The organism is Variovorax sp. GW821-FHT10D07 (genome assembly GCF_059415325.1).
Genome location: NZ_JBWKMZ010000008.1, coordinates 115,625 through 131,272, shown reverse-complemented (window position 1 = coordinate 131,272; position 15,648 = coordinate 115,625). Strand labels below are relative to the sequence as shown.

The window sequence follows — 15,648 nt, the reverse complement described above, 5'->3', positions numbered from 1 at the left end:
CATGAAGACACTCTGGAACCACACCGAGCGCAGCCGTCAGGCCCTGCTCACGCTCGCCGTGCTGCTCGTGGCCTGGGAGGCGTGCGTGCGCCTGCTCGGCATCCGCGACTTCCTGCTGCCCGCGCCCTCGAAGATCATCGGGCAGTTCCTCGCGCAGCCCGGCTACCTGCTGCGCGAAACGCTCGACACGCTGCTCACCACGATGTACGGCTTCGTGCTGGCCGTGGTGCTCGGCGTGGCCGCGGCCATCGGCATCGTCTATTCGCGCTTCCTCGACCGCACGCTCTACTCGCTGCTGGTGGCGCTCAATGCCGTGCCCAAGGTCGCGCTCGCGCCGCTGTTCGTGATCTGGATGGGCACCGGTGCGCTGCCCAAGGTTGCGATCGCGATGCTGATCGCGATCTTCCCGATCCTGATCGACTGCGTGCTGGGGCTGCGTTCCACCGACCCCGACATGCTCGACATGGCGCGAGTCAACAAGGCGACGCGCGGGCGCATCCTCTGGAAGATCCGCTTTCCCAATGCGCTGCCGAGCCTGTTCGCGGGCATGAAGGTCGGCGTGTCCTTCGCGCTGGTGGGCACCATCGTCGGCGAGTTCGTGGCCGGCGAATCGGGTCTGGGCCACGTGATCCTGGTGGCGCAGGGCAGCTTCGACACCTCCACCGTGTTCGTCGCGCTCGCGCTGCTGTGCGTGCTCGGCGTGGTGCTGTTCAAGGGGATCGAGCTGGCCGAGGAGCGGCTGCTCGGCTGGCATGCCTCGCAGCGCGGCGTGCCGGCCCACGCGGTCTAGCAGGTCGTGCGCGTCGCATGAAAAAAGGGGCCGACGGCCCCTTCGTTCGTTGTGGCGTGCCGCGGCTCAGTGCGCATCCGCATGCTTGGCCGCCGCGATCACCGCCTGCTCGTCGTGCTTCGCGCCGTTGAGGAACAGGTTCAGCAGCACCGCCGCGATCGATGCGAGCAGGATGCCCGACTCGATCAGCGAGTGGATCGCATGCGGCATCCATTGCTTGAAGTTGGGCGCGATCAGCGGAATCATGCCGACGCCGATCGAGACCGCGACGATCATCGCGTTGTGGCGGTTGTGCTTGAAGTCCACGCCCGAGAGGATGCGGATGCCGGTGGCGGCCACCATGCCGAACATCACCAGGCCCGCGCCGCCGAGCACCACGGTGGGCAGCGACTCCACCAGCGCCGCCATCTTCGGCAGCAGGCCCAGCACGATCAGGATCACGCCGCCGGCCACGCAGACATAGCGGCTCTTGATGCCGGTGACGGCGACCAGGCCCACGTTCTGCGAGAAGCTGGTGTAGGGGAAGGTGTTGAAGATGCCGCCGATCAGCGTGCCCAGGCCGTCGGTGCGCAGGCCCTTGGCGAGGTCCTGCTGCGAGATCTTGCGCTCGGTCATCTCGCCGAGCGCGAGGAACATGCCGGTCGATTCGATCATCACCACCACCATGATCAGCGTCATCGTGAGGATCAGGATCGGGTCGAACTGCGGCATGCCGAAGTGGAAGGGCAGCACGATGTCGAACCACGCGGCCTTGCCGACCTTCTCGTAGGTCATGAGGCCGGTGAGCGAGGCCACGACCGCGCCGATGACGATGCCCAGCAGCACCGAGATGTTGGCGACGAAGCCCTTGGCGTACTTCACGATCAGCAGGATCGACACCAGCACCAGCGCGGCCACGCCCAGGCCCGAGAGGTCGGCGTACTTGGGGTTGGGCACGGTGGGCATGATCGCGAAGCCCTTGGGCACGGCGGGGATGGAACTGCCGGGCGAGGTGACTTCGGCCAGCCACTTGGCGTAGACCGGATCGACCAGCGCGGGCGCCGTCGGGCCCACGGGATTGCCGAAGATCCAGTTGATGCCCACGCGCATCAGGCTGATGCCGATCACCGCGATGATGGTGCCGGTGACCACCGGCGGGAAGAAGCGCAGCATGCGGCTCACGAAGGGCGCGATCAGTATCGAGACGATGCCCGCGCCGATGATGGCGCCGAACAGCAGCTGCGCGCCGTTCTGGCCCGGGTTGGCGTTGGCGATGGCCACCATGGGCGCCACCGAGGCGAAGGTCACGCCCATCATCACGGGCAGCTTGATGCCGAACCACTGCGTGGCGCCGAGCGCCTGGATCAGCGTGGCGATGCCGCAGCAGAACAGGTCGGCCGAGATCAGCAGCGCGACCTCGTCGGGCGAGAGCTTGAGCGCACGGCCCACGATCAGCGGGACCGCGACCGCGCCCGCGTACATGACCAGCACGTGCTGCAGGCCCAGGGCGGTGAGCTTGCCGCTGGGCAGGCGCTGGTCCACCGGATGGACTGAGGAAAGGGAGTCGGCCGTCATCGTGAATCTCCTGCTGCGGCAATGAGAGAAAGATAGGGAGAGGTGCGGCGCGCAGTCGTCGGGCGCGTCCACCGCATCTGGTGTACGCGAAACTGTATACAATTTATGCGGCAATCCGGACTGAGGAAAACCCGGAGGGCCCGGGTGGGCCGGATGCCGTGCCGCGGCTGGTTCAGGCGACTGGGTAGGGGCCGTCCTCGAAGCGCTGCGCGTGGTAGCCCTTGCTGCCCACGGCATGCGCCAGTTCGCTGCGGAAGTCGCGGCCCTCGCGCAGGCTTTGCAGCACCTGCGCGAAGTCGTGCTTCGGCACCCAGCCCAGGTCGCGCCGCGCGCGTTCGTTCACGTACACGCGGTCGAGCTGCGCGGGCAGGGTCCAGCCGCGCCGTTCGTAGAGCGACTCGCAGTCGGGGAAGTGCCGGCGCAGCACGGCCGGCGCATCGCTGCGCAGCAGCGCGAGCTCGTCGCGCGCGAAAGGCGTGGTGGCCGAGACGATGTAGCGGCCGAAGCCCAGTGCCGGTGCGCGCCGTGCCGCGCACAGGTGCGCCTCGACGATGTCCGCGATGTCGGCGCGGCGGTGCAGCAGCTCGTTGGCCTGCGCGTTCTCGAGCGAATGGCGTTCGCGCGCGCGCGGATCGTCGTCGTCCTCGGGGAAGAAGCGCGAGGTGCGCAGCACGATCGCATGGAGGCCGTGCTCGCGATGGAACAGCTGGCACAGGTCCTCGGCCGCGGTCTTGGTCACGCCGTAGATGTTCTTCGGGATCGGCGTCACGTCTTCCGTGATCCAGGCGGCGGGCTCGCCCGCGGCCGGCGTGAGCGCCGAGCCGAAGCTGCTGGTGGTGCTCGTGAACACGAAGGCCCGCACGCCGGCCGCCACCGCCTCCTCGAGCAGCGCGAGCGTGCCCGCGATGTTGGTCTCGACGAACTCCTGCTTCGCATGCGTGGCCACGTGCGGCTTGTGCAGGGTGGCGGTGTGCAGCACCGTGCGCACGCCGCGCATGCACTCGCGCACGAAGCCGCGGTCGGCGATGGAGCCGGTGCGGTCGGTGAAGGGCGAGGCGAGCAGGTCGATGCCGCGGGCTTCGCCCCCGGTGTCGGGGTGCGCGCGCAGATGGCGCATCAGTGCTTCGCCGAGATGGCCGGCGCTGCCGGTGACCAGGATGGTCATTGGAATGGGTTCCTTCCTGCGATGGGGATTCTCGAAACCGCGAGGCTAGCGCGAGGCCGCGCGCGCCGTCCACGCATAAGTTATGCGTGGAGCGGTCCGCCCTCAGGCGATGGTGGTGACCAGCTGGCCCGCGCTGCCGTCGGCCAGCGCGATGCGCTCCCACAGCACGCGGCCCGGCAGGATCGGGATCACGGGGTCGAGCGTGCCGGCGGTCGCGATCTCGAGCGTGGCCAGTTCGCCCTCGTGCCAGCCCCGGTCCGCGAGCGTGGCCTCGGCCGCGAGGATCTCCTGCGAGGCATAGCCGATCAGCGAGCGGCCGATGAACTCGGCCGGGTCGGCGCGCCATTCGGACTGGCGCGCGGGCGAGGCCGCGAGCAGCCGGTGCGTGCGGTCGCAGATCAGATGCACCTTGCGCGAGGACGACTCCACCAGCCGCTTGAGGGCCGCGTCCTGGCGCGGATCGCGCGCCGCGGCCAGCAGCCGGTGCGCGGCCGCCTGCTGCGCCTTCGACAGCGGCAGCTCGCCGCGCTCCCAGCGCGACACCGTGGCCTGGTGCACGCCCATGAGCTGCGCGAAATGGCTCTGCTTGAAGCCGCGCAGCAGCCGCAGGCGCCTGAGCGCGAGACCGGTGTCGCTGGCCGCCATGCGCGCGCTCCTCAGGCCAGCAGCGCCTTCACCAGGTCGAGCTGGCGGTCGGGCTTGCCGGTGCCGAGCTCGAGGCTGGCCTCGATGCGGTCGAGGTGTTCGATCATGCAGTTCACGGCGGCTTCGACGTCGCCGGTGCGGCAGATGCGCAGGAAGTCGGCATGCTCGTCGGACGAGCAGTGCGGATCGTTCGACGAGTGGTAGAGCATCGCGATCAGCGAGCTGCGCGCGACCAGTTCGCGCACCAGCTCGGCCAGCGTGTGGTTGCCGGTGGCCTCGGCCAGCGCGACGTGGAAGTCGCCCAGCAGCTTCTCGCGCACCGTGCCCATGGTGGTGGTCTGGCGCAGCGCGTTGCGCTCGAAGCGGATGTGCTGGTCGAGCGCCTGGTAGTCGCGCGGCCGCGCGTTGGCGATGAACAGCCGCACCACCTCGCGCTCGAGGATGCGGCGCACCGCGAACACCTCGCGCGCTTCCTCCACCGTGGGCTGGCAGACGAAGGCGCCCTTGTCGGGAATGATCTCGATCAGCTTGTCCTTCGACAGCATCAGCAGCGCCGCGCGCACCTTGGTGCGGCTCACCGAATAGACGCGGCCCAGCGCCTCCTCGCGCAGCCAGGTGCCGGGCGGCAGGCGCTTCTCGACGATGGCGGTGGCGATGTCCTGGGCGATGCTCTCGATGGAGCTGGCCTTGTCCGCCTTCTCGCTGGCGGCGGCCGGGCCGTCGCCGGACGCAACCGGCGCGGCGGGGGAAGGAGCGGGGGTGGAACGTGCGCGGGGCATCCGTGGATTGTCGCTTGGCGAAAGCCGGTGCCGGGCGCACATGCCGCTATGGCCTCGCGAGGGTGAAGCCTTCGAGCGCGCCGACCATGGTCTTGGGCAGCGGCCGCGCGAGCTCGCCGCGCTTGCTGGTGCGCAGCTTGAGCCGCACCAGCGATTCGATCAGCTGCGTGCCCGCGGCCACGCCGTCGATCACCGGCACGCCGAGCAGCTCGCCGATGTGCTCGCACAGGTCGGTCATGCCGGCGCAGCCGAGCACGATGCAGTCGGAGCCGTCCTCCTCGAGCGCGCGCCGGCATTCCTCGACGATGCGTTCGCGCGCGCGCGAGCCCGGTTCCTCGAGCTCGAGCACCGGCAGCTCGCAGGCACGCACGTTGGCGCAGAAGCGCTCCATGCCGTAGATCTCCGCCAGGTGCCAGGCCTGGCCGATGGTGCGCCCCAAGGTGGTGACCACGCTGAAGCGGCTGCCGACCATGCTGGCCAGGTGCATCGCGGCCTCGGCGATGCCCACCACCGGCCCGCGCGCGAGCTCGCGCGCGGCCTTCAGGCCCGGGTCGCCGAAGCAGGCGATCACGTAGCCGTCGATGCCGTCGCGCTCGCCGGCCGCGATCTCCTGCAGCAGGCCGGGCACGGCCAGCGCCTCGTCGTAGTGGCTCTCGATGGACACCGGGCCCATGGCCGGGCTCACGGCCACGATCTCGGTGTCGGCGTGCGCCACCGCGCGGGCGCAGGCACCGATCTTCTCGGTCATGCTCCAGGTGGTGTTGGGGTTGATGATCTTGATGCGCACGGTGCGCTCCCTTTCTCTTGCAGTGTGTTCAGGTCTTGGTGTTGCGGTTCAGCAGCGCGTAGATCACGAAGCCCAGCGCCATGCCGATGAACCAGGCGTAGTTGGCCGCGCCGCGCAGGGTCGGCACCATCACGCACAGGATCGGCACCAGCGCCGAGGGGATCAGCGCCTGGATCGCCTTCGGGTTGTAGCCGCCGCTGTACCAGTACTTGCCCTGCGTGCTCATGCTGTAGAGCGCATCCACGTCGATCTGCTGCTTGCGCACCAGGTAGTAGTCGGCGATCAGGATGCCGAACAGCGGGCCGATGAACGAGCCCAGCACGTCGAGCGTGTAGTGGATGACCTCGGGACTGTTGTAGAGGTTCCACGGCGTGAGGAACACCGAGCCCACGGCGGCGATCATGCCGCCGGTGCGCCAGCTGATGTGCTGCGGCGCGACGTTCGAGAAGTCGAAGGCCGGCGAGACGAAGTTGGCGACGATATTGATGCCGATGGTGGCGATCATGAAGGTCAGCGCGCCCAGCACCACGGCGGTGGTGCTGTCGATCTTGCCCACGGTGTGCACCGGGTCGGTGATGAGTTCGCCGAACACCGGCAGCGTCGCGGCGGTGGTGATCACGGTCAGCAGCGAGAAGAACACGAAGTTGATCGGCAGGCCCCAGAAGTTGCCCTTCTTCACCGCGTCGAAGCTCTTGCCGTAGCGCGAGAAGTCGCCGAAGTTGAGCATCGGGCCGCTGAAGTAGCTGACCACCAGCGCGATGGCCGACAGCATGACCGGCAGCGCGTCCCAGCCCTGGAACTTGATGCCGCCGAGGTTCAGGTCGATGTTCTTCCAGCCGGCCTTCCACACCAGCCAGCCGCACAGGATGGCCATCACCACGTAGACCGCCGGACCGGCCCAATCGATGAACTTGCGGATCGCGTCCATGCCGTGCCAGAACACGAAGGCCTGCAGCACCCACATCACCATGAAGGCGACCCAGCCCAGCGTCGACAGGCCGACGAAGCCGTGCTGCGCCAGGTCGGCGTAGGGCGCGAGGTTCGGGAACATGTGCAGCGCCAGCACCATGAAGGCGGCCGAGGCGAGGTAGGTCTGCACGCCGTACCAGGCCACCGCGATCAGGCCGCGGATGATGGCCGGGATGTTGGCGCCGAGCACGCCGAAGGAGGCGCGGCACATCACGGGGTAGGGCGTGCCGGTCACCTGGCTGGGCTTGGCGACCAGGTTGCAGAAGATCTGCACGATCACGATGCCCACCAGCAGCGACACCAGCACCTGCCAGCTCGACAGGCCGAGCGCGAACAGGCTGCCGGCCGTGATGTAGCCGCCCACGCTGTGCACGTCGGACATCCAGAACGCGAAGATGTTGTACTGCCCCCAGGTCTGCTTCTTGAGCGGCGCGAGGTCCTCGTTGGTCAGGCGCGGGTCGTAGCCGGGCTTGATGAGGGCATTCGATTCGGCATGCGCCGGGGCGCTGGCTGCGCTGGCCCCGGCGGGCGTCTGGCTGACGGCTGTGCTCATGGTCTTTACCTCGTCTCTTCGATTTGGGTTGCGTTGGAGGACCTGCTTGCGACGCAATTTGTGCGCCCGTTTTTGAGTTCGTTATTTGTATACAAAAACTGAGCACAATCAAGATCATCCAGATATTCATATATCCGTAGATTCCCTGAGACGCGGGTGCGGGCGCGCCGGCCGCTGCTGCAAGAAAAAGAGCGCCGGGCCCAGGGGCCACGGCGCTCTCGCGCGGAAAGGGAGGGGGAAGAGGGGCCGGGCCTACTTCGCCGCCACCTTCACGAACACCGGGTTCGAATAGAACCAGAGGTCGGCGTAGTTGCGCGCGTTGATCGCGTTGAAGCGCGCCACGTTGTCGTTGCCCTCGGTGCGCGCGTCGGGCAGCGGCTCGCCGTTGGCGGTCTCGCCGGGCACGTCGGTGCCCAGGTTGGTGCCGCGCAGCCGGAAATACTGGTTGGCGCCGGCCTTCACGGTGAAGCTGGCGGCGTAGTAGCCCTCGGCATCGAGCTTCCAGTCGGCGCGCGTGAAGCGCTTGACGACGCGCGTCGACGGGCTGGTCGCGCGGTCGTAGCCGGGCGTGCCGGGCTGCTCGCGGCCGGTCACGTCGCCCGCGATCAGGTCGATGTGGTCGACCACGGGCTTCACGTTGGCATAGAGGCCGCTGCCGAGCTGGTACTCGAAGTTGTTGCGCTCGGGGCTTTTGAAGCGCACGGTGATCTGCAGCTCCTCGCCCGCGGCGGCCGCGAGCTCGGTGCCCATCCGGCCGGCGCCCTTGCTGTTCTTGACCTGGAAGTCGAGCGCGTCGATCAGGTCGCCGTTGACCGCGAACAGCCGGCCCGCGCGCATCGCCGCGAGCAGCGACTTCGGATCCTTGATGTCGCCGAACAGGTGGTTCTTGGCGTACTCGCCGGGCGCGTAGCCGCTGCTGTAGAGGCCGCGCGAGGTGGTGAAGTGGTAGTCGGAATCGGCCACGTTCCAGATCCGGCGGCCTTCCGACAGCAACGCGTCCCAGGTGCCGCCGAGCTTGGCCACCAGGTGGTCGACGCCGCCGTAGGTGCGCGAGGGCAGGTTGGCGTCGATGTAGGCGCTGTTGTAGCCGCCGCGGTCGGGCTCCATCTGGTTGCCGACCATGCCCTCGAGCGAGAACACGATGTCGGGCGCGAGGTCGTTCATCTCGCGCAGCTGCGCGATCGTGTACTTGCCGGGGTTGCGCGAGGGATGGTTGATCTGCAGGTAGCTGGTGGTCGGATAGTTCTTCTTGAGCCAGGCCACGGCCTGCATCGTCTCGGCGTGGGTGTTGTAGCCGGTGCCGGCCTTCGGTCCCCAGGCGGCCACGTCGGCGGCCGGGAACAGCGCGGCGTCGCGGTTGGTGAACAGGTACTCGAACTGGCTCACGGCCTTGAGCGCGGCATCCGACATCGGGCTGTCGGTCAGGATGCCGACGTTGCCGTGGTCGTGCGCGGGCATGTCCCATTCGGCCGAGGCGAAGATGGTCTTGTCGGCGTACTTGCCGCTGGCCTGCAGCGCCTTGATGCGCGGCACCTGGTACTTGGCCATGCCTTCGGAGAACGGGATCTGCGCGGGCAGGGTGCGGCCGTCGTTGTCGTAGGACGAGAGGCGCAGGTGGTCCGAGATCGCGACCCAGTCGAGGCCGAAGCGGTCGAAGGCCTTGGCCAGCACCTGGTCGAGCGTGGAGATCTGCTGCGTGTCGTCGGACTGCCAGGTGTGGACGTGCAGGTCGCCGACGGTCCAGCGGCCGGCTTCGGCGGCCGGCGCGGGCGGCGGGGCCGGGGGCGCGGGTGCCGGGGCGGGCGCGGCGGGCAGGCCGCCGAACACCACGGCGCTGTCGGAGCCGCCGCCGCAGCCGGCGAGCAGGGCCGTGCCGAGCACGAGCGAGAAGGCGAGGCGCGACAGCGGCAGGCCGGGGAGGGAAGACAGGGATTTCATGAAGACGGGAACAGGAACGCGGAAGGGACACGAGGTCGCCGCGGCAAGCCGCGGCGCTCGGGGACGAACGAGGCGCGGGTGCGCCAGGAACGCGCTGGAGTCTCGGTGCCCGTCGTGACGCGTGCGTGAAAGCCGAATGAAAGTAACGCTGCTGTCATGCTCGACGCGCGGCCCGCGACATCAGCCTGTCATCGCGTCGTCGTGTCGTCGGCCTGCGCCTGGAACATGCGCGTGAAGTCGCAACAGGACTGCGCGAGCATCACGATCGACGAGGTCAGCGCGCTGCGGTGCTCGCCCTTGTGCATCGCCACGTAGCGCACCACCGGCAGGGCCGGCGCCACCTCGATCTCCGCCAGCATGCCGGCCGCCACCATCGGCCGCAGGCATTCGCGCGGCAGGTAGCTCACGCCCAGGCCCGACACCGTGAGGCCGACCAGCGCGATCAGGTTGCTGACCACGATGGTGTCGGCCGGCTGGACGCCCTGTTCCTTCATCCAGGCGTCGTAGGCGCGGCCCGTGCCCGAGTTGCCGCCCTGCACCAGCATGCGCTGGCGCGCCAGTTCGTGCAGCCGCAGCGGCGCGTCGGTGGGCACCACGCCGGGCTTGCACATCCAGGCGCTCTTCACCTCGCCGATCGCCTTGCTCGCCATGCGCGCGTCGGCGAAGCTGTCGGGCAGGAACACCAGGTCGAGCTCGTCGGCCAGCAGCTTGTCGCGCAGCTGCAGGCTGTCGTCGACGTCGGGCTCGAGGATCACCTTCGGGTAGTGCTGCTGGATCAGCCGCACCAGCCGCGGCAGCCAGGTCATGGCCGTGAGCTCGGTCACGCCGATGCGCAGCCGGCGCTCCACCACGCCGGGCTTGCCGAACTGCTCGACCGCCGCGTCGCGCTGCGCCAGCAGCTTCTGCGCGAGCACGTACATCTCCTCGCCCTTCTCGGTGAGCCGCGCGCTGCGCTGGCTGCGGTCGAACAGCGCGGTGTCGAACAGCGCCTCGAGCTCGTGCACCCGCTTCGACACCGCCGACTGCGAGGTGTGGAGCTGGTTCGCGGCCTGCGCGAAGCCGCCCAGGCGGGCGATCCAGTAGAGGGCTTCGAGCTGCTTGAAGGTCATCATGGCGGTGCGTTCCTTGGGCGAAAGAACACTTTAAGCGATCTTTTTTGATGAATAAAAATCGCTTTTGGAAACTTGAAGCCGCGCCGAAGATGCGCTCCGAACCGGTTGCGCCCACCACTTTCGTATTCAACTCACACGGCCAAGGACTTCACCATGCATTTCCCACGCGCCTTCGCACGCCCCGCCGCACTCGGCATCGCCCTCGTAGTGGCCTGCGGCGTCGCCGCCGCCCAGGACAGCGGCACGCTGCGCAAGATCAAGGACAGCGGCACCATCCAGATCGGCAGCCGCGACACCCAGATCCCGTTCTCGTACAAGACCAGCGCCGACGCGGCGCCGATCGGCTTCACCAACGAGATCTGCCTGAAGATCGTCGAGGCGGTGAAGGCCAAGCTCAACCTTCCCAAGCTCGACGTGCGCTACACGCTGCTGAACTCCACCAACCGCATCCCGCTGCTGCAGAACGGCACGGTGGACCTCGACTGCGCGACCACCACCAACACCACGCAGCGCCAGCAGCAGGTGGACTTCGCGCCCAGCCATTTCGTCACCAACATCACGGCGGCGGTCAAGAAGAACTCGGGCATCAACAGCTTCGCCGACCTGCAGGGTAAGACCGTGGCCACCGTGGCCGGCAGCACCTCGATCCAGCTGCTGCGCGGCGCGCGCAAGAACGGCATCGACGTGCAGGAGATCGCGGGCAAGGACACGGCCGATGCCTTCCTGCTGCTCGCGAGCGACCGCGCCGCGGCCTACGTGCTCGACGACGTGCAGCTCGCCGGCCTGATCGCCAACCAGCCCAACGCGGGCGACTACAAGCTGCTGAAGGAGTCGCTGCGCCAGGAGCCCTACGGGATCATGCTGCGCAAGGACGATCCCGAGTTCAAGGCGATCGTCGACCAGACCGTGGCCGGCCTCATGAAGTCGGGCGAGATCGACAAGCTCTACGCGCGCTGGTTCACGCAGCCGATCCCGCCGCGCAACGTGAGCCTCGACTTCCCGATGTCGGACGCGGTGCGCGAAACCTACAAGAACCCGAACAACAAGGGCGTGTGAGCGTGAGCGCTTCTTCTTCTTTCCCGAAGGGCGCGCAGCATCCGCGCGGCCTGGCCTTCTCCGACGCGCTGATGCGCGAGGTGCGCGAGCGCTTCCTGCTGGTGGAGCGCGACCACCACGGGCGCGAGCGCCTGTACTTCGACAACGCGGGTGGCTCGTTCCGGCTCAAGGCCGCCATCGAGCGCTTCGCGGCCATCGACGCGGTGCCCGACAACACCGAGCGCATCCACGAGACCGCGCTCGAGCTGCAGGCCGTGCAGGCGCGCGGCTGGGACGACGTGCGCACCATCCTCAACGCCGAGGGCGGCAGCATCTTCGCGGCGCTCACCGCCTCGGGCGCCATGTTCGACATGGTGCGCGCGGTGGCCGAGAACGTGGGCGGCACGAACATGGTGACCTCCGTGCTCGAGCATCCCTCGGCCTACGACGCGATGGCGCTCTACGCCGAGCGCACCGGCCGCGAGCTGCGCGTGGCGCGCAGCAACCCCGAGACCGGCGGCATCGACGTCGACGAGATCGTGCGGCTGGTCGACGCGAACACCTGCCTGCTCAACGTGATCTACGCCTCGAACATCTCGGGCGCGAAGCTCGACATCGAGGCCATCGTGCGGCGCGCGCGCGAGGTCAAGCCCGATCTCTACATCGTCGTGGACGCGGTGCAGCATGCGCCGCACGGGCTGATCGATCTGCAGAAGACGCCGGTCGATGGCATCAACCTCGCGCCCTACAAGTTCTTCGGCTGCCGCGGCTCGGGCATCGCCTGGATGTCGGAGCGCGCCGCGGCCCTGCCGCACCACAAGCTCGCGGGCAAGAAGGCCGGCCACTGGGACCTCGGCAGCGTGGCGCCCTGGCAGTTCGCGGTGGTCAGCGAGATCGTCGACTACGTCTGCTGGCTCGGCGGCCACTTCAGCGAGGCCACCGGGCGGCGCGAGCTGTTCGCGGCCGGCATCGAGCACATCGAGCTGCACGAACGCGCGCTGCTCGCGGCGCTGCTCGAGGGCGTGGACGGCCAGCCGGGCCTGCGCGCCATGCCGGGCGTGCGCGTGTTCCTCGACCACCCGGACCTGAGCCGGCGCGATCTGATCCTGGGCATCGGCTTCGACGGCCTGGACTGCACGCGTGCCGTGCACGAGTACGGACTGCGCGGCGTCACGGTCTACGAGCGCACGGCCGCGAGCATCTACTCGAAGCGCATGCTCGATTCCTTCGGGCTCGAGGGCACGGTGCGCGTGTCGCCGCTGCACTGCAACTCGATGGCGGAAATGGCGCGCTTCCTCCAGGTGACGCAGGAAATCGCGCGGGCGTTCGCGACGGCGGACTGAGGCAAGGGGGCACCGCGGCGGGATCACTGGCGTACAAGACGCTCGCGCGCGGGCGTCCTATCGTGGAGCGGTCTTCCACTTTCGTGAACCGCCTCCCGATGCCCACCCCGTTCTCGCCCCCCTTCACCGCCTCCGGCCGCAGCGCGCTCGTGCAGGCGCCGCCCTGGCACTACGCCGGCTGGCTGGTCAACGTAGCCTTCGCCTTCGAGGCCGAGCGCGCCGCCGCGCTGCTGCCCGCCGGGCTCGGCCGGGCCACCGGCCAGGGCTGCGTACATTTCGCCGACTGGCAGTTCTGCGGCGCCGATGGCGCGGAGCTGCTCGATCCCGTCTATGCGCAGTACCGCGAGACCATCGTGGTGCTCGAGATCGAAGGCCCTCCGGGCGAACAGCGCTTCTGCTGCCCCTTCATCTACGTCGACCAGGACATCTCGCTGCTGCGCGGCTGGCTGCAGGGCTGGCCCAAGAAGATCGGCCAGACCTGGGTCACGCGCAGCCTGCCGATCGCCCATCCGGCGGCCGCCTCGCTGGGCCAAGGCAGCCGGCTCGGCGCCAGCCTCAGCGTGAAGGAGCGCCGGCTGGTCGATGCCAGCGTCACATTGAACGGCGAGCCCGGCGAACGGCTGGGCTTCCTGCGCGCGCCGACCATCGGCGCGATCGGCTGGCCCGACCTGACGCGGCCGCAGGAGGTGCCGGTGCCGCGCCACCTGCGCGCCGACATCGTCGACCGCGTGGAGTCGGGCTGGAGCGCGGGCAGCGCCACCCTGCGCTTCCACGACCATCCGGTGGAGGAACTCGCGCTGCTCGGCGAGGTGCGCGCCACGCAGGCCACGGCCGGCTGGATGGGGCTCACGGTGCGCGGTGCCTTCGCCGCCTAGGTCGAAGCCGATGCCCGCGGCGATCGTGTCGAGGGCGCTGCTGCGCTACCCTCGCGCGATGACCGCCGTCGCCGCGCCGCCGCCGTCCTCCCGCCTGGTCGTGCTGCCCTCGGGCGAGGGCCTGCGCGTGGAGGCGCTGTTCGCGGCCGAGCCGCGCGCCCGCTTCGCGCCGCACTGGCATCCCGAATGGAGCGTGGGCGCCATCCTCGAGGGCCACTGCGAGTTCACCTGCGATGGCGAGGCGCTCGTGGCCCACGCGGGCGAATTGGTGCTGATGGCGCCCTACATGCTGCACACCGCGGGCGTGAGCCGGCGCAGCTTTCGCATGGTGATGCTCTATGTGCCGCATGGCTGGGTCGCGGCGCGGTTGGATTGGCCGGCGGATTCGCGCGGCGCCTTGCTGCGCAAGGTGCTGCCCGACGCCGCACTGGCAGAGGCCCTGGCTGCCGCCGCCACGGCGGGGGATGGTGCAGGCATCGCCCACCTGGTCGAGCGCATCCTGCGTGCGCAGACCGGCCCCGAGCGCGTGCCGCTGCAGCCGCTGGCGCCCGATGCGCGCGTGGCGGAGATCTGCGCGCTGCTCGCCGAGGAGGATGCCTGCCGCATCGACCCGGCCGCGCTCGCGCGCCGCATGGGCGTGTCGCGCGAGCACTTCCAGCGTGCCTTCCGCGAGGCCGTGGGCATGACGCCCGCGCACTACGGGCGGCATGCGCGCATCGGCCGCGCCAAGGCGCTGCTGCGCGAGGGCGTGGCGCCGAAGGACGTGGCGGCCGAATGCGGCTTCGCCGACCAGGCGCACTTCTCGCGCTGGTTCCGGCGCTGCTTCGGGGTGGCGCCGGGGCGGTATCGCGTGGCCGCCTGAGACTCAGGCCAGCAGGTCGCTCAGCGTGCGCGCGATCACCTTGGTCGCGCGCCGCAGGTCCTCGAGCACCACGCGCTCGTCGCTGCGCTTGGCATGCGACTCGAGCACGGTGCGCGGGCCGGCGCCGTAGATCACGCCCGGGATGCCGGCTTCGCCATAGAGGCGAACGTCGGTGTACAGCGGCGTGCCCATGGCCTTGATCGGCTCGCCGAACAGCTCGCCGCCATGCTTCTGGATCGCCTCGACCAGCGGCTTGTTGCCCGCCAGCGGCTTCATCGAATTGGCCAGCAGCAGGCGCTTGATATCGACCGTGATGCCCGGGAACGAGGCCGCCGCGTCGGCGATGACCTGGCGGATCGAGGCCTCGACCTCGACCGGGTTCTCCTCGGGGATCATGCGGCGGTCGAGCTTGAACACCACCTTGCCGGGCACCACGTTGGTGTTGGTGCCGCCCTCGATGCGGCCGACGTTGAGGTAGGGGTGCGTGATGCCCTCGACCTTCGAGCTGACCTGCTGGTAGAGCGTGTTCTGCGCATAGAGCGCCTCGAGGATCTTCACCGCGCCCTGCAGCGCGTCGATGCCGGTGGAGGGAATGGCGGCATGCGCCATCTTGCCGTGCACCGTCACTTCCATCTGCAGGCAGCCGTTGTGGGCCGTGACCACCTCGTAGCTGAAGCCCGCGGCGATCATGAGGTCGGGCTTGGTGAGGCCGTTCTTCAGCAGCCAGCCCGGGCCGAGGATGCCGCCGAATTCCTCGTCGTAGGTGAAGTGCAGCTCGACGCCGCCCCTGGTCGGCTTCGCGACCGCTTCGAGCGCGCGCAGCGCGAAGGTGAAGCTCGCGAAGTCGCTCTTGCTCACGGCGGCCGCGCGGCCGTAGAGCGAGCCGTCGGCGATCTCGCCGCCGTAGGGATCGTGGGTCCAGCCCTCGCCGGGCGGCACCACGTCGCCGTGCGCGTTGAGCGCCACGGTGCGGCCGCCGTCGCCGTCCTTGCCGTACCTGCGGCGCACGATCAGGTTGGTGATCGACTCGAGGCCGTAGTCCTTCACGTCCTGCGCGGGCACGGCGTGCTTCTCGGCCACGAGGCCGAAGCCCTCGAGCAGTTCGGCGGTGCGCTCGGCATGCGGCGCGTTGTTGCCGGGCGGGGTGTCGGTGGGCACCTGCACCAGTTGCTGCAGGAACTTCACTTCCTCGTCGAAGTGGGCGTCGATCCAGGCGTCGAGCTTTGCGTAGTCGGTCATGG

At 69.0% G+C, this 15,648-nt stretch carries 14 protein-coding genes; 5 read left to right on the top strand and 9 right to left on the bottom strand.

What is annotated here, in order from left to right; all coding sequences use genetic code 11:
• Position 1 precedes the first annotated feature (1 nt).
• Positions 2 to 790, top strand: a complete 789-nt coding sequence (locus AC07PU_RS22975) for an ABC transporter permease (RefSeq protein WP_203202354.1) — start codon at positions 2 to 4, stop codon at positions 788 to 790.
• 66 nt (positions 791 to 856) lie between these two features.
• On the opposite strand, the gene AC07PU_RS22970 is transcribed toward AC07PU_RS22975, so the two are convergent.
• The 8 genes from AC07PU_RS22970 to AC07PU_RS22935 form a co-directional block, all read right to left on the bottom strand.
• Complete coding sequence (locus AC07PU_RS22970) at positions 857 to 2,344, bottom strand: nucleobase:cation symporter-2 family protein (protein WP_495320799.1); 1,488 nt, start codon at positions 2,342 to 2,344, stop codon at positions 857 to 859.
• A gap of 172 nt (positions 2,345 to 2,516) precedes the next feature.
• On the bottom strand, positions 2,517 to 3,509 hold the full coding sequence (locus tag AC07PU_RS22965; RefSeq protein WP_495320797.1) for an NAD-dependent epimerase/dehydratase family protein: 993 nt from the start codon (positions 3,507 to 3,509) through the stop codon (positions 2,517 to 2,519).
• Positions 3,510 to 3,611: 102 nt separating this feature from the next.
• Entirely contained in the window at positions 3,612 to 4,154 is a 543-nt protein-coding gene (locus AC07PU_RS22960; protein WP_495320795.1) for a helix-turn-helix domain-containing protein, read from the bottom strand.
• 11 nt (positions 4,155 to 4,165) lie between these two features.
• Positions 4,166 to 4,933: a GntR family transcriptional regulator gene (locus AC07PU_RS22955; protein WP_057591523.1), complete on the bottom strand. Its 768-nt coding sequence runs from the start codon at positions 4,931 to 4,933 to the stop codon at positions 4,166 to 4,168.
• A gap of 46 nt (positions 4,934 to 4,979) precedes the next feature.
• Positions 4,980 to 5,720, bottom strand: coding sequence for an aspartate/glutamate racemase family protein (locus tag AC07PU_RS22950; protein ID WP_495320792.1), 741 nt, complete (start codon positions 5,718 to 5,720; stop codon positions 4,980 to 4,982).
• A 28-nt stretch (positions 5,721 to 5,748) separates the two neighbouring features.
• Positions 5,749 to 7,242, bottom strand: a complete 1,494-nt coding sequence (locus AC07PU_RS22945) for an NCS1 family nucleobase:cation symporter-1 (RefSeq protein WP_093340514.1) — start codon at positions 7,240 to 7,242, stop codon at positions 5,749 to 5,751.
• Positions 7,243 to 7,494: 252 nt separating this feature from the next.
• Positions 7,495 to 9,180: a CehA/McbA family metallohydrolase domain-containing protein gene (locus AC07PU_RS22940; RefSeq protein WP_495320789.1), complete on the bottom strand. Its 1,686-nt coding sequence runs from the start codon at positions 9,178 to 9,180 to the stop codon at positions 7,495 to 7,497.
• Positions 9,181 to 9,368: 188 nt separating this feature from the next.
• Positions 9,369 to 10,289, bottom strand: a complete 921-nt coding sequence (locus tag AC07PU_RS22935; RefSeq protein WP_495321127.1) for a LysR family transcriptional regulator — start codon at positions 10,287 to 10,289, stop codon at positions 9,369 to 9,371.
• Positions 10,290 to 10,445: 156 nt separating this feature from the next.
• Between AC07PU_RS22935 and AC07PU_RS22930 the strand changes: the two genes are divergently transcribed.
• The 4 genes from AC07PU_RS22930 (at position 10,446) to AC07PU_RS22915 (ending at position 14,407) form a co-directional block, all read left to right on the top strand.
• Positions 10,446 to 11,348: an amino acid ABC transporter substrate-binding protein gene (locus AC07PU_RS22930; protein ID WP_296784359.1), complete on the top strand. Its 903-nt coding sequence runs from the start codon at positions 10,446 to 10,448 to the stop codon at positions 11,346 to 11,348.
• A gap of 71 nt (positions 11,349 to 11,419) precedes the next feature.
• Positions 11,420 to 12,670 (top strand): aminotransferase class V-fold PLP-dependent enzyme, encoded by a 1,251-nt coding sequence (locus tag AC07PU_RS22925; RefSeq protein ID WP_495321125.1) that lies wholly within the window; start codon positions 11,420 to 11,422, stop codon positions 12,668 to 12,670.
• 98 nt (positions 12,671 to 12,768) lie between these two features.
• A complete protein-coding gene (locus AC07PU_RS22920) occupies positions 12,769 to 13,545 on the top strand; it encodes an acetoacetate decarboxylase family protein (RefSeq protein WP_495320786.1) in 777 nt (258 codons plus the stop codon).
• Positions 13,546 to 13,603: 58 nt separating this feature from the next.
• On the top strand, positions 13,604 to 14,407 hold the full coding sequence (locus tag AC07PU_RS22915; RefSeq protein WP_495320784.1) for a helix-turn-helix transcriptional regulator: 804 nt from the start codon (positions 13,604 to 13,606) through the stop codon (positions 14,405 to 14,407).
• A 3-nt stretch (positions 14,408 to 14,410) separates the two neighbouring features.
• Here the strand turns inward: AC07PU_RS22915 and AC07PU_RS22910 are convergent, their stop codons facing one another.
• Positions 14,411 to 15,646, bottom strand: a complete 1,236-nt coding sequence (locus AC07PU_RS22910) for a M20 family metallopeptidase (protein ID WP_495320782.1) — start codon at positions 15,644 to 15,646, stop codon at positions 14,411 to 14,413.
• Positions 15,647 to 15,648 lie beyond the last annotated feature (2 nt).

Excerpts from the sequence above, each read along its gene's own strand:
- AC07PU_RS22975 (WP_203202354.1), top strand. The coding sequence starts at position 2 with ATGAAGACACTCTGGAACCACACCGAGCGCAGCCGTCAGGCCCTGCTC.
- AC07PU_RS22970 (WP_495320799.1), bottom strand. The coding sequence starts at position 2,344 with ATGACGGCCGACTCCCTTTCCTCAGTCCATCCGGTGGACCAGCGCCTG.
- AC07PU_RS22965 (WP_495320797.1), bottom strand. The coding sequence starts at position 3,509 with ATGACCATCCTGGTCACCGGCAGCGCCGGCCATCTCGGCGAAGCACTG.
- AC07PU_RS22960 (WP_495320795.1), bottom strand. The coding sequence starts at position 4,154 with ATGGCGGCCAGCGACACCGGTCTCGCGCTCAGGCGCCTGCGGCTGCTG.
- AC07PU_RS22955 (WP_057591523.1), bottom strand. The coding sequence starts at position 4,933 with ATGCCCCGCGCACGTTCCACCCCCGCTCCTTCCCCCGCCGCGCCGGTT.
- AC07PU_RS22945 (WP_093340514.1), bottom strand. The coding sequence starts at position 7,242 with ATGAGCACAGCCGTCAGCCAGACGCCCGCCGGGGCCAGCGCAGCCAGC.
- AC07PU_RS22940 (WP_495320789.1), bottom strand. The coding sequence starts at position 9,180 with ATGAAATCCCTGTCTTCCCTCCCCGGCCTGCCGCTGTCGCGCCTCGCC.
- AC07PU_RS22935 (WP_495321127.1), bottom strand. The coding sequence starts at position 10,289 with ATGACCTTCAAGCAGCTCGAAGCCCTCTACTGGATCGCCCGCCTGGGC.
- AC07PU_RS22930 (WP_296784359.1), top strand. The coding sequence starts at position 10,446 with ATGCATTTCCCACGCGCCTTCGCACGCCCCGCCGCACTCGGCATCGCC.
- AC07PU_RS22925 (WP_495321125.1), top strand. The coding sequence starts at position 11,420 with ATGCGCGAGGTGCGCGAGCGCTTCCTGCTGGTGGAGCGCGACCACCAC.
- AC07PU_RS22920 (WP_495320786.1), top strand. The coding sequence starts at position 12,769 with ATGCCCACCCCGTTCTCGCCCCCCTTCACCGCCTCCGGCCGCAGCGCG.
- AC07PU_RS22915 (WP_495320784.1), top strand. The coding sequence starts at position 13,604 with ATGACCGCCGTCGCCGCGCCGCCGCCGTCCTCCCGCCTGGTCGTGCTG.
- AC07PU_RS22910 (WP_495320782.1), bottom strand. The coding sequence starts at position 15,646 with ATGACCGACTACGCAAAGCTCGACGCCTGGATCGACGCCCACTTCGAC.